Here is a 13,920-nt window from a genome sequence, read left to right on the forward strand (position 1 = left end):
TTTTGATTAAATTTTGACAATTGGTAAATCGGCATATTTTTCTACATCGAAATCCTGGAAAGCAATTTTCTTTTCAATTTTATAATGCTCTCTTCCCAGAATATCATTGATGATATAGGAATTACGGTACGCAGCCATTCCCAGATCTGTAGAAATATAGCTGTGAGTGTGTACTTCAGCATGAAGCACATAGATTTCTCCTCCGTTGTGGTCTATTGAATAATTTCTGTTAACATCAAACAATCCGCTGGAATCTCTCTTAATTCTATCCTGAATATTCTTTAAGAATGCAGGCTCATGATAACGATATCCTGTTCCCAAAATCAGATAATCAGCTTCCTGATCATAAGGGACTTCCTGTTCCAGTTGGGTAAATTCAAGATTGATAAAATCCGGATTGCTGTTGTCTACTCTGTTCAGCTGGCTGTTAGGGATAATTTTAAGATTAGGATCAGCATTATCGATATTCAGATCGTAAATAAAATCGTAGATATCATTGATCAGATCGTAGTTGATTCCTTTAAACTGAGCTTGCTGTTTGCTTAAAATTGTTTTTCTTGCAGACTCGCTTCTGTTGTAGAAATAATCAACATAATCCGGAGAAGTAAGTTCCAGCGTCAGTTTAGAATATTCCATAGGGAAAAATCTGTCCGGACGGGAATACCATCCCAGTTGGGTTTCTTCGTTCCTGTTTTGAAGCAGGTCATAAAAAACTTCTGCTGAACTCTGTCCGGATCCGATAATGGCAATTTTCTTTCCTTGAGATAACAATTCCTCTTTTCTATACAGATAAGAACTGGTATGAATAACACGGGAATCATCCTTCGGAATGAAAGAAGGAATATGAGGTTGTGTTCCTGTTCCTAAAATCAATCTTTCCGTTTTAAAAATAGTCGTTTCTTTGGTTTTGGTATGAATAGTCGTTACATGATATAAACCGTCTTCATACGTAATATCCACTACCTGAGTAGAAAAACGGCATTGCGGAAGCTGTTCAATCACCCATTGGCAGTAACGGTTGTATTCTTTTCTCGGAATGAAAAAATCTTCTCTGATAAAAAATTTATACAGTCTTCCGGTTTCTTTCAGATAATTCAAAAGGCTTAAAGGATTCGTTGGATCGGCCATGGATACGCAGTCGCATAAAAATGGAGTCTGCAGGGTTACATGGTCGATCATTAGTCCCGGATGCCAGTCGAAACCATCTCTCTGGTCCAGGAAAAGGGTTTTCAGTTCCGGAATCGGATTGGATAATGCGGCAAGCCCCAGATTGAAAGGGCCTATACCGATGCCTATTACATTGTATACGGCTTCGTTAGTCATTTTTTGTGATGTTTGTGGTGATTTGTACCTCTTTATTCTGGGGGAATTTTTCCCAGTACCATTCTCTGTAACAGAAGTTCAGATTGGCTTTTTTATGAGGCATTTCAATTACTTTTTCTACTTTGAAGCCTACATGGGCCTTGTTCATCATAGACGCAAGCGAGTCTACAGATCCTTCGCCAACCATTTTTCCTACCTGTGGCTGTGCAAAAACATAATCCACCATAGATTGTGTGGATGGAGAAACGAATTTTTTCTTTGGATCAGTCGGTGCAATAAACTGGTGCGTTCCGTAATCTGTTGGCAATACTTCATAATAATCGCCTACGATATCTCTGCAAGCCCAATACACCTCGATATTGCATGAAGGTTCATCGTTTCCTGCGATGATGTAACTGTGGGCTTCATCACTTGGAAGCATCAGTCTGTAATAGGTTTCCAGCTCATCAATAGGCCAGTTCATCTGCCAGATTTTTACGGCATGTTCACGGTTGAACCATTCATGAAGCATTTCAAGGTCATTTTCAAGATCTATAGGACGCATACTCATAGTAACATCCTCTTTCTGGAAATACCTTTTGAAGAAAACCTCTGTTCCCTGCGGATTGATTAACTGATCCGAAAAGAAATGTTTGTGAAGAAGGTTCGGAACTTTAGCATAAGAAATTGAAGAAGCATTCACGCCTCCGTCTACATCAGCAACCGCCGACTGAAGGTTTGATTTTACGGCCCAATATCTTTGATTCAAAGCATAATCCGTTAAAGATGAAGGTTCACTGTCATGAAGATTTTCAAATTCCCTGTACAGAATATGGATTAATCTTCTTTCTTTCACCAATCCCGTCTTACCTATTGAAGCAATCAGTGCGCTCAGGTTACTTACCAGAAGATGGTGAGAAATAATATCCAGAAGACGCTCATCCCTGATGAAAAGGTCTTCCACTTCAGGATAATCTTTGATCAAAGATTCATATTGTCCTTTGAAACTTTCTTTGATTAAATAACCTTGTCCATCTCTCACATAAATAGATTGAGGAAGCAATTGATTATCCAATTGTACAAGCAGATTCTGCTGATGAACTTCCGGCGCCATGCCTAATTGATTGTACAATCTGTTCAAAGGAGAAAGCAATAGATTTACATACTTTTCAAACCAGATTATAGCTGCTTTTTCTGCATCTACACCCAATTGATTCGCAACATTCTTAAAGAAATGCGCCGTAAAATTGAATCCATCTGTAGATTCATCCTGACAAAGCCTTGCCAATAGAATCACTTTATCTTCATTGGAAAAAGGATTTTCACGGAGCAGTATATTCAGACTGTCCATATTCTTCCCTTCATAATGAACGCTTAATGTGGAAGGCTCCAGCAATAGTTTAAAATTCGGAAAGTCATTTTCAAATGAGGCTTTTTCCTGCTGCCACCAGATAGCGGAAGCATATCCTCTGTTGAGATCTTTTAAACTATTGGCTCTCACGGAGCCTGTCATTAAAACATGCAGAGAGAATTTCAACATCCAGCTGAAATCCGGATTGTATACCGTTCTTATGGAGGATGTTGCATAAAAATCCTCACCTAGTGGTCCGATATGAATGATCTTACCGGAACCCAGCATTTCAGGGTATTCTGCTGTTGATAAAAGATATTGTGCCTCCCATGGATGGCATGGAACGATGTAAAAATCATTGATGTTTTCAAAATCGTAGCTTTCTGGCAGTGAAGTCCATTTTTCAAAGATTTCTTTTGCAGAAATTCCTGGAAGTGACTTTTCCGTGATGCAGTCTTTATGAATCAGGAAATAGTCCAGCTGGAATCCTTTTCCGAATTCAGGGCCGTATAACAACTGTTCTTCCTCAGAAAATCCCATTCTTGATTTGGTGAAAGGATGCAGATTGTGGCCTGCGGGAAGCATTTGCTCAGATTCAAGGAAAGAATACGTTAAAAGCTGATCATCCTGAAGACAGGCTTCTGTTGTCAGTTCCAGATTTCTTAAGCTGCTTTGAATTCTTTCCACAAAGTTTCTGAAACCCGTTTCATTTGTAGTTTCAGAAAGTTCTTTGTAAACCAGTTCAGTAAGCTTTTGATCATTCACTTCAAAAACTTCCTGGTTTTGATGATCTACCGCCCACAAAACAGATCCGTATTCATGAAAAAGAGTTTCGGAACGATAGGAAACCGGAGCAAATAAAAACAGTCCGCTTTTTTTCATTTCAAATCTCATAAACAATGAATAATCACTGTTCTGAAGAGCCTTTGCTGTAAGAAGATCATATTTCGGAACGCCCTGATAGAATTTTCCGTTTCCCAGTTCTCTCAGCATTCCGTTCAACAGAATTCTGAAAGTAATTTCCCGGGCTTTTTCTCCCGTTTTATTTTTCTGAATTAAAGTCTTTTCCATGATTTTTGATTGTGGTGAGAATTTGATGAATGTCCTCCGTAGTCGTAATCGGGTTCAGGAAGGTAAACTTCAGATAGAAGTTCCCATCCACTTTTGTACTGGCTACAAGGATTTCTCCGCTATAGAACAATTTCATCTTGATGTATTGATTCAAGGCATTCAGATCACGGATTTCCGGATTTACATATCTGAAAACAAGAACACTTAAGTCGGAATCTGAAAGGAGTTCAAAATCAGCATCTTCAGAGATCATCGCTGCAGCATCTTTGGTAAGATCAATCACGGTGTCCGTATATTCTGCCAACTGTTCTTTCCCCATCATCCTTATGGTAAACCAAAGTTTTAACGCATCAAATCTTCTTGTACTTTGCGTAATGGATTTATTGATCTGTGCCGGAATTTCCTCTTCGTCCATTTCTTTTGGATTCAGATAATCGGCGTGGTGTTTAAGAATCAACAGTTCTTTTTTGTTTTTAACAATAAAAGCACTGCTGCTAATCGGCTGGAAGAATGACTTGTGGTAATCAATCGTTACAGAGTCGGCTCTTTCAATGCCATTAATCAGATCACGGTATTTTTCACTTAATAATAAAGCACAACCGTAAGCGGCATCTACATGCATCCAGATGTTATAGTGTTCTGCAATATTGGCAATATCATCCAGTGGATCAATGTTTCCAAAGTCTGTAGTTCCGGCTGTCGCTACGATTCCGATAGGAATATTTCCTAATTGCTCTTCCCTCTTAATGTATTTCTTTAAAAGAGAAATATCCATACGGAAACGGTCATCGGTCGGAACTTTAACAATACTTTTCTCACCCAATCCCATAATGGATGCATTTTTCAGATTGCTGAAGTGAGATTTATCGGAAACAAATATCCTGAAACGGCTTGCTTCCACTGGCAGACCATCCATTTTAATATTGTGGTTATATTTTTTCTGAGAAAAACAGTCACGCATCATGACCAATCCCATTAAATTACTCTGTGAGCCTCCTGCGGTGAAAACACCGTCGCTTTCATTCGTATTATATCCAATCTGACCGGCAGTCCAGTCGATCAGTTTTCTTTCCATGAAGGTTCCTCCGGCACTCTGATCATAAGTATCCTGTGAAGAATTGATGGCACTTACAAGGATTTCCCCTGCCAATGCCGGAATTACTACAGGGCAGTTAAGGTGAGCTACATATTGTGGAAGGTGAAAAGCGGTGGCATGTTTCACGTAGATTTCATCTACTTCTGCCAGAAGCTCATTATAGTTGGATAATTTTTGATTTAGATCAATCTGTTGTACCATTCCTTTCATTGTTCTGGCTTCTATACCGCTGAAAGGTTTGTTGTTTCTGTGAAGAAATTCCTGAACCAGGTCCAAAGTACTGTTGACAGCATTACGATAATGATCATAATTGTCAGGATGAAAAATATTCCCAAAATTCCCCGAAATGTGGGGTGAAGTTGTACTTGCGTGCTCTTCAAGGGATATTAAATTGTTGTTCATAAAAGTTTTGTAATGTGATTTTTTTAATCTTTGAATTGTTGTGGTTTTTTCGATATATGATTATATATATCTGATAGTCAGGTTTTTAAATTTTACATTTTTTATTATATTTTATTTGGTGATTGCATAATTATTACTAAATTTGACTCGACTATTGTTATTTAGAATAATTAAAAACAAAGATAAAAATTATTATTTAACACCAAATTTTTTTAAATGAATTCTACAGAAATTTTAGATAAAGACTGTTTAACAGCTGTAAAACTGCTTCCTACGGTCATAGAAGTCACCTCTCAGGAAAGAAGAATGATAAAAGATGCGGCATTGCATCTTCAGAAAAAGTATGACACTTATGAAAACCGTGATTTTATTAAGCATGTGCATCAGCTGGCGTCTTATTTTTTACCCGAGAGAATTTTGCATATAGCGGCTGATTTTGCGAGTGACTTTTCAAAAAATCAATATGGTGCACTGATCTTTACCGGACTCATGGATATCGATCAGGAGAATATAGGCTCTACTCCTCCCAACTGGCAGGCGGCCGATTATTCAAAATTTAATTTATATGGCTTTGCATGTGCCCTTATCCATGGCGCACTTCCATCAAAACCGGTACAATATTATTCACAGCGTAAAGGCGGCGGACTGATCCATGCCATCATTCCTGATGAAAAAATGAAAGAAACACAGACAGGATCAGGATCTTCTACAGATTTATATGTCCATACGGAAGACGCTTTTCTGAAACATCAGGCTGATTTTTTAAGCTTTATGTATGTGAGAAACGAAGAGCAGGTTCCTTCAACGCTATATTCCATCCGTTCTCATGAGTCTATCGGGGAAAAGTACAGAGCTCTTTTTGATCCTATTTATAAAATTCCGAAAGATGCCAACCTGGAAACGGGAAACAGTGAAGAAGAAACCCTGGATTCTGTATTGTATGGCAATTACAGCCTTCCTTTCATGAGATTCGATGCTGCTGAACAGCTTTTCAATTCCAGCATCAGACAGTCTGATGAAGCGCAGCATACACTGCATGAGTTCTGGGAAGAAGCCCGACATTTGATTTATTCAGGATTTACTCCTCAGGCTGGTGATGTTATTCTTGTTAATAATCACTTATGTGCTCATGGAAGATCGGCCTTCCGTGCGGGAATAAGAAATATTGACGGTATAGAACAGCCATGTGAAAGAAGGATCATGCTTCGTATGATGAGCAAAGTAAGTCTTATCGATATGAGAGCACACACCCTTACGGAAGATCCGTTCTTTGTGATAGAGGAGCATTTGGGGAAAAACTTTCAACATTTTTAATAGAATGCCTGGTTAGTTGGCATTTTTGAACATTCAATCAATCGAAAACCTTTTTGGGCATAGCTCAAAAAGGTTTTTTATAAATTTTAAAACTTTACAAACCACAAAAGTCACAAAAGCTTATATATTAATACATTTTAGTTCAATGAAGCAAGTTTAAAATGATGCTGCAAAAAAAGTTCACACTAAGTTGAAAATCAAAGATTTTAGCAAAACTTATGCGTACTTATTCCGCATAAAAATTTGCTCTAAAAATTTATTTGGTTAAAAACTTTGTGTCTTTTGTGGAGTAATTTACTGTTTAAAAAACCTGTCAAATAAAGACAATTGTTCAGATAATGATCTGCTCCAGTATTCCGGAACGTGCCCGCCTAAAGATTCTGTGTAGAGATGCTGGATCTTCATTTCAGTCAGCTTTTTATGAAAATTCCTGTTCATATTAATCATTTGAGTGTCTTCTGTACCACAGTCGAAAATATATTGCTGATCTGCTGCGGCCATCAGTTTTATTTTGTTGTCCGTAAGGAAATTCGGATTGATAGACTCCAATGGTCCCAGCACTTTATTCACCATATATTTCTGATATCCTTCCCCGAACGAGTTGAAATCCAGTGCTCCACATGAACTTCCCACGATTCCAAATGTCTTGTTGTACGTAACCCCGATATTGGTAGCTCCATAACCTCCCATACTCCATCCTAAAATCCCGCGGAATTTTTTCTCAGCTTTCACAGGATAATTTTTACCGATGAATTCTACCAGTTCTTTTCCAATAAAGGTCTGATACTGGGAATCCTTAACAATCGGGCTGTCTACATACCATGAACTGTAGTTTCCATCCGGAAGGACATAAATGGTTTTAAATTGCTGAGCTTTTTTAACCAGATCAGGAATATCCTGCTTGATAATCCTGTCCGGATTACCGCTGAAGCCGTGAAGAATATAAACGGACGGATATCTGGTATTAGGTTGTAAATTGGGAGTGATGATCACTGTTTTGATTTTTTTATTCATTTTCGGACTGAAAATTTCCTGATGAATAATTTTTTGTGCTGATAACTGTACAAATGCTGTCAGTACAACTACAATGTTGATAAGCTTCTTCATGCTGAAAAAATTTTAATTAATGATAATCACTGGTATCGTAATTTTTAAAACATATTGTGTACCAATGCATCTTTGACAGAGCAAAATTGCAGCATAAAAAAGAGAAAGGCCTCAACATAGGTTGAAGCTTTTGTTAATTCTTTTAATAAAATTAGATCAGTCAATGATTAATATTTCCAAAGCATTAATCCTGCCTGATAGCCTGTTCCCAGTGTCCATATAAGAATATAATCTCCTTTTTTTAATGATTTTACTTCTTTTTGATATTGGTCTAAAGCTAAAAATGGACTGGATGCTCCGGTATACCCAAGCTCTTTAGAGTAAAAAGGAATTTTTTCCTCCGGCAGCTGAAAGTAATCACGGATTATATTGATATTCTTGATAGAAAACTGTGAAAATAAAAACAAATCAATCTGCTTCAGATTTATCTGATTGCGCTTTAAGAACAGGGGGATATTTTCCAGTGCAAAATTGACACTTCCCATTCCGTCGAAAATACGATCCCAGGTTGTCAGATCGCCGTGATGATGACCTGAACTTCCTTTAGGTGGATAAAGTACGGTATTACAAAAGCTGCTGTCTGTATGATATAATACATCTATTAACCCTGAGGTGTCGTCTCCATCATTTTCTACGATAAAAGCAAAAGCAGTATCTGAAAGACAAAAAGCAGTAATCGGGTTGTCAGGATCTAATATCCCCGAGAATTTTTCGGCACAAACTATCAAAGCTTTTGTTCCGGACCGGGTCCCTTTTAAATATTTTGACACCTGATCCAGCGCTATAAATGCTCCAATACAGTTGGCGTTCATATCATAACATAAGGTATCCGGTTTTCCGTTAAGCGCATGGTGGATGTGGATAGCGTCACAGGGAATATAATGTTCAGGAGAACTGCTTACAAAAATAATAACATCTATATCGAGAATAGAAATATTACTTTCATTAAGAACCCCTCTTGCAGCTTCAATTCCCATAGAAAGTGTTGTTTCAAAAGAATTCTCCGGAATAATAAAACGTTCTGCCCTGCCTAAAGCATTCTGAATCTTTTGCATTGAAATTTCCTGGTTTTCAAAATGTTCAATAACAGCTGTATTATTTTCTACAAAATCAGGATGATAGAAATACGTGTGATGTAACTTCATGTCTGGTTAATATTTTAATTATATCTCTTATTTGTGATATAATGTAAATTTAACATAATATTGAGATATATCCCAGAAACATGAAATAAATCATTAATAGCTGATTATTAAAAATATGGATACAATGTAATTAGTAGGTATCTCCCTGAACTTCTTTTTTGATCCGGCTGAGCTGTGTAGGTGTAATTCCCAGATAAGAAGCAATGTGATGCTGTTTTAATCGGTTGTAAAGAGATGCATTATCAAGCAATTGCAAATATCTTTTTTTTGCTGTTTCATACTTCAGAGAAACTTCCAAAGGTTCTTTTTTTACCACCCAGTTTTTTTCCAGATAATGCAGGTGAAAAAGAGCCAGATCATGGTGTTTTTTCAGCAGTTCACGGTAAGCTTTTGCGGGATATTGTATTACTGAGCAGTCTTCCAGTGCAATCATATTGAAATCGCTGGGTTCGTTTTTAATAATGGCTGCTGTAGAAGCTATGAAGCTGTTTTCTTCAAAGAAAATTTTATAGATATTATTTCCCTGTTCATCTACTGTATAATACCCTATTAATCCTGATTTAAGAAAATAATAATACCTGGCCATAGAACCGGATTCCAGCAGAAGATCATTTTTGCGGTAATATTCTTCTGTACAGATATCCAATAAATCTTTAATGGTTTCCTCAGATAAAGGATAATAGTGATTAATATGTTTTGTAAATTCTGAATGGTTCATTTTGGTATTTAGAAGGTATAAAAAATTGTATTACATAATCATCTGTGAAAATCTGTGCAATCAGTGGTTAATACAATCTTTCTATTTTGAAGAAAATTAGTCCAATACTTTTTTCATCATCAGATCGGTCTGTTCTTCTTCCCCAAGCCTGAAAATATGCTTATCAAACTCAACGAATCCATTTTTTCTGTAAAATTGTAAAGCTCTCAGGTTTTTTTCCCAAACCCCAAGCCATAAGTATGATTTACCAAGCTGCTTAACCGTTTCCAGAGCTTGATTATAAAGAAGCTGGCCTACTTTTTTACCATGATGGCTTTTCTTTACATAGATTCTTTCAATTTCCAGGCTGGTCTCGTCCTGAAGTTCGGTCTGTGCCTTCCCGGAATTCACTTTCAGGTAACCCACCGGATTGTCTTCTTCCCAGGCAATATAGAAAAGAGAATCAGGATTATTCAGCTCTGATTTTATTTTTTCCGTATTAAAGCTTTCTTCCAGATACTTTTTCATAGCCTCTTCCGTATTATTTTCTGCAAAAGTTTCGGAAAACGTCTGTCTTCCTAAACTTTGTACAATTTCTACATCTTCGGCGGAGGCTTTATTAATGATAATTGAACTCATAATGATAAGAATAAATGTTATGAAAAAAGTATTTTCTTAAAGGCTTCAGAAGCCAGATGTACCTGTACGCTCCAATCATCTACTGCGTCACTTCCTGCATCGTCAGAAATATATTTCAGGCATAAAAACGGAATGTTTTCCTGTTGGGAAATCAATGCCAGAGGATAGGCTTCCATGTCTACAATATTGTAATCTGTTTCGGAGTGGTTCATTTCAAAACTGTCACCGCTACCACAGATTCCTTCTTTCAAAGTATCCATTTTTAGACCATATTCCAGTATAGGTGGTACTCCTGATAATGGAGTTTCATATAATTTAAAACCAAGCCCTCTTACATCCATGTCACGTTGAATAAATTTTGTACAGCATACCACTTCTCCTTTGTGAAATCCCTTACTTCCGGCAGAACCTAAATTCACGATCAGCTTAGGTTTTCTTGCGTGAATCTCTTTGGTTAATTCTATGGCCGCATTTACTTTTCCTATGCCGGTAATCAATTTATTTTTATCATCAAATACAGTTCCTGCTTCAGAATCCAATGCAAAAACAAAAAGAGTATCGTCAATTGAATAGTGGGTTTCGTCGTTAATTTTTATCATTGTAAAATCAGATTTATACAGCTTTTGTTGCTGTAAGACAAAGATACAAGACTCTATTCAAATTAAAAACCCCAAAACAAATATTTATTTTGGGGTTCTCATATCTTAAATACTGCATCCATCAGCGTCGCATGCAGCACCGCCGCCACCGGAAAGATCCTTAAACGGGCTCACTGTTTCTTTGTAAGTCTGCTGGAGTGCATTTTCAAATACTTCTGCAGGCTGAGCTCCGGAAACAGCATATTTACCGTTCAGAACAAAGAAAGGAACTCCGGAAATGCCATTGTTTCTTGCCTCCTGAATATCCTGATTCACTTCATAATCCAGTTGATCTGTTGTAATAGCCTGCAGTGCTTCTTCTCTGTCAATCCCTAAGCTTTCAGCAAGAGCTGTCAAAACTTCAGTATCTCCAACATTTTTGCCGTCAATAAAATGAGCGATAAATAATGCCTCTTCCATTTCATTGGATTTGTTGTGCTTTTTAGCCAGATGAAGCAATTTATGAGCGCTGAATGTATTGGTGATCAATGTTTTTCCGAAGTTGAAATCAATTCCGGCCCCTTTTCCCATTTGGGTAACCTGTCCCAGCATTTGAGCAGCCTGGGCTTCAGCTACTCCTTTTTTCTCTCTGAAATATTGAATGGTATCCTGAGTTTCTTTCGGATCTAAAGTTGGGTCCAGCTGAAAACTCTTCCACTCTATTTCTACTTCATCTTTAAAAGGAAGCTTATTCAAAGCCTGTTCAAAATTATTTTTTCCGATATAGCAAAACGGACACATTACGTCCGACCAGATTTCTATTTTCATTGTATTTAATTTTAAATCAAATTAATAGTACAAAGATAGGGTATTTTATTTAATGTAACAAAAATTATTACAATTTAATCCTCACAGCTGGGAAGAACCTGGCTGCGTTCTGCAGATCCGCGAATTGAATAAACATGAAAATAGAAGAAGCGGGATTTTATCAAAGATAAAATCCCGCTTCTTAAACGAATCATAAATATAAAAAATTACATTTCTGCGTTTGCTTTATTGACTTTTTTTGAAAACAAAATATGGGCAATCAAAGCCAGTACTCCAAATACAGTTCCTACAAGACATACGCCGGTCCATTGAGCCTTTTGCCAGGCAATAGAAGCCAGCCATGTTCCCAGTGATCCTCCAATAAAGTAAGAAACCATATACACTGTATTCAGTCTGTTAACGGCATTGGATTTAATCAAAAAATAATTGGTCTGGTTCATAATATGGCTTGACTGTACCCCTAAATCTACAAGAATTACTCCTACAATCAGTCCCCAATAGGTTTCACCTGCAAAATAGGTAAAGCCCCAGCTTCCGATGACAATCAGTAAAGAATACAAGATAATTCTGTTAATATCCAGATACTTTTGAAGTTTTCCCACCTTAGCAGCAGCTAAAGCTCCTACAGCCCCGGCTAATCCAAAGCTTCCCACGACAGAAGAACCTGCATTAAAAGGTGGTTTTTCCATATGAAAAACCAATGTGGTAAACAAAGCACACATAGAACCGAATGCCATTGCCCCACGGAATGATGCCAGCTGAAGAACAGGCTGTGTTCTTGCAAGATGAGCTACAGACTGCATCAGCTCTTTATAGCTACCTTTAAAATTGGGCGACATTTCCGGAAGCATCTTATAGACAGCTAACCAGACAATGACCATCAATCCTGCCGCTATTCCAAACATAGCTCTCCAGCCCCAGACTTCTCCTACAATTCCTCCCACAAAGCGGGACAGAAGAATCCCGAGTAATAATCCGGACATTACCAATCCGATGTTGGAGGATTTTTCTTTATCTGATGAAAGTTCTGCTGCAATAGGGACAAATAATTGTGGAATAACTGAAGTTGTCCCGATCAGTAAGCTGGCTGCATACAGCATCCATAATTGAGTAGCAAAAGTCATCCATAAAAGTGATCCGAAAACAAGAAACAAATCAATTAAAATGAGTTTCTTGCGGAAAAATTTGTCTCCCAACGGAACAATCAGCAAAAGCCCTAACGCATAACCGATCTGAGTCAGTACAGAAATTTTACCTGCTGCACTCTCAGAAACCTGCAGTTCCTCTGAAATAAGGGCCAGTAAAGGCTGATTATAATAATTGTTCGCCACCACCAGTCCGGAAATAACGGCCATAAGCCAGATAACAGTCCGGGAAATACCATTGGAAGAATTCTCCTGCATTACGTATAAAGTTTTATTTGAATTGAAAGTAGTCTGAAAGCAGATAACGATATATACTGTCAGATTTTTAAGAGATCAAAGATAATCATTAAAAAAGGAAATAATCTGCTCTTTTCTTTTACATTTTTACGAATGCTGCGTGATTTTGAGATAAGTAGAATGATTTCAGTATTCTGTCTGTCTGATTGTTTTTATGGATAATATATATTGACGAAAAACTTTTTGAATCTTAGAAATAATAAGGAAATTTGCAGCATGAAAATCATTCCACTTAAAGAAGGCAATTTTTCGGCAAGCAAAACCAAGGATTTTACGCTTTTAACAGAAGAAAATTTTGATAAGGCTGGTGGAATCAAAATGTCGGTTCAACCATTTCTTATCATCACTGAGAATGACCATATCCTTCTGGATGCTGGCATTGGCTGGAAAAACAGTACCGGAACAACTGTGGTTTCAGAAATTCTTGAAAAGGAAAATATCCGTCCTCAACAAGTCACCAGGTTATTGCTGTCCCATCTTCATAAAGATCATATTGAAGGAGCTGTGAAGCTCACAGAAAATGGTTTTGAAGCCGCTTTTCCAAACGCTCAGATTTATATACAGAAACGCGAACTGGATTTTGCAATGGAAAATAAAGGCAATCCGTCTTTTGATTTTGAGATCCTGGAAAAACTGATTCAGCTCCCGAATATCACATGGATGAATGATGATAAAGGACAGATCACAGATGAAATTTCCTATGAAGTTGCAGGCGGACACACGCCTTTTATGCAGGTGTTCTGGATCAGAGAAAATAATGAAACTGTTTTCTATGGAGCTGATGACCTCCCGCAGGCTTCTTATTTAAAATATCATTTAGCTTACAAAAATGATTTTGACGGTAGAAAGGCGATGGAATTACGGCTGAAGTGGGAAAAAGAAGCAAAAGAAAACCGCTGGAAAATCCTTTTGTATCACGATTTGGATAAAACTATTGTAGAAGTTTAA

Annotated in this window: 12 protein-coding genes; 2 read left to right on the top strand and 10 right to left on the bottom strand. The window is 37.4% G+C overall.

The genetic code is table 11. The annotated features are described in order from the left end of the window. Positions 1-6: 6 nt before the first annotated feature. The 3 genes from AC59HC_RS12845 to AC59HC_RS12855 are packed head-to-tail and all read right to left on the bottom strand — an operon-like array spanning position 7 to position 5,222. Positions 7-1,323 (bottom strand): lysine N(6)-hydroxylase/L-ornithine N(5)-oxygenase family protein, encoded by a 1,317-nt coding sequence (locus AC59HC_RS12845; protein ID WP_496558739.1) that lies wholly within the window; start codon positions 1,321-1,323, stop codon positions 7-9. Further along, a complete protein-coding gene (locus AC59HC_RS12850; RefSeq protein ID WP_496558740.1) occupies positions 1,316-3,724 on the bottom strand; it encodes a GNAT family N-acetyltransferase in 2,409 nt (802 codons plus the stop codon). The genes AC59HC_RS12845 and AC59HC_RS12850 overlap by 8 nt, the downstream gene beginning before the upstream one ends. Then, on the bottom strand, positions 3,696-5,222 hold the full coding sequence (locus AC59HC_RS12855; RefSeq protein ID WP_496558741.1) for a pyridoxal phosphate-dependent decarboxylase family protein: 1,527 nt from the start codon (positions 5,220-5,222) through the stop codon (positions 3,696-3,698). The genes AC59HC_RS12850 and AC59HC_RS12855 overlap by 29 nt, the downstream gene beginning before the upstream one ends. 216 nt (positions 5,223-5,438) lie before the next feature. Here AC59HC_RS12855 and AC59HC_RS12860 point away from each other — a divergent pair, with 216 nt between their 5' ends. Continuing rightward, positions 5,439-6,536: a TauD/TfdA family dioxygenase gene (locus tag AC59HC_RS12860; protein WP_496558742.1), complete on the top strand. Its 1,098-nt coding sequence runs from the start codon at positions 5,439-5,441 to the stop codon at positions 6,534-6,536. 294 nt (positions 6,537-6,830) lie between these two features. Here AC59HC_RS12860 and AC59HC_RS12865 read toward each other — a convergent pair whose 3' ends face one another. From AC59HC_RS12865 to AC59HC_RS12895, 7 genes are all read right to left on the bottom strand, one after another. After that, a complete protein-coding gene (locus AC59HC_RS12865) occupies positions 6,831-7,643 on the bottom strand; it encodes an alpha/beta hydrolase (RefSeq protein ID WP_496558743.1) in 813 nt (270 codons plus the stop codon). Between the two features lie 167 nt (positions 7,644-7,810). After that, positions 7,811-8,788, bottom strand: coding sequence for a 3-oxoacyl-ACP synthase III family protein (locus tag AC59HC_RS12870; RefSeq protein ID WP_496558744.1), 978 nt, complete (start codon positions 8,786-8,788; stop codon positions 7,811-7,813). Between the two features lie 130 nt (positions 8,789-8,918). Further along, a complete protein-coding gene (locus AC59HC_RS12875) occupies positions 8,919-9,506 on the bottom strand; it encodes a Crp/Fnr family transcriptional regulator (protein WP_482399876.1) in 588 nt (195 codons plus the stop codon). A 96-nt stretch (positions 9,507-9,602) separates the two neighbouring features. Continuing rightward, a complete protein-coding gene (locus AC59HC_RS12880) occupies positions 9,603-10,124 on the bottom strand; it encodes a GNAT family N-acetyltransferase (RefSeq protein WP_496558745.1) in 522 nt (173 codons plus the stop codon). Between the two features lie 17 nt (positions 10,125-10,141). Then, the gene (locus tag AC59HC_RS12885) at positions 10,142-10,723 is read right to left on the bottom strand and encodes a 5'-methylthioadenosine/S-adenosylhomocysteine nucleosidase family protein (protein WP_496558746.1); all 582 of its coding nucleotides are present in this window, start codon (positions 10,721-10,723) and stop codon (positions 10,142-10,144) included. Between the two features lie 105 nt (positions 10,724-10,828). Then, positions 10,829-11,530, bottom strand: coding sequence for a DsbA family oxidoreductase (locus AC59HC_RS12890; protein ID WP_496558747.1), 702 nt, complete (start codon positions 11,528-11,530; stop codon positions 10,829-10,831). A 206-nt stretch (positions 11,531-11,736) separates the two neighbouring features. Then, complete coding sequence (locus tag AC59HC_RS12895; RefSeq protein ID WP_343638453.1) at positions 11,737-12,933, bottom strand: MFS transporter; 1,197 nt, start codon at positions 12,931-12,933, stop codon at positions 11,737-11,739. A 255-nt stretch (positions 12,934-13,188) separates the two neighbouring features. Between AC59HC_RS12895 and AC59HC_RS12900 the strand changes: the two genes are divergently transcribed. Beyond that, entirely contained in the window at positions 13,189-13,920 is a 732-nt protein-coding gene (locus AC59HC_RS12900) for an MBL fold metallo-hydrolase (RefSeq protein ID WP_496558748.1), read from the top strand.

Source organism: Chryseobacterium sp. DZ-32, assembly GCF_059587025.1.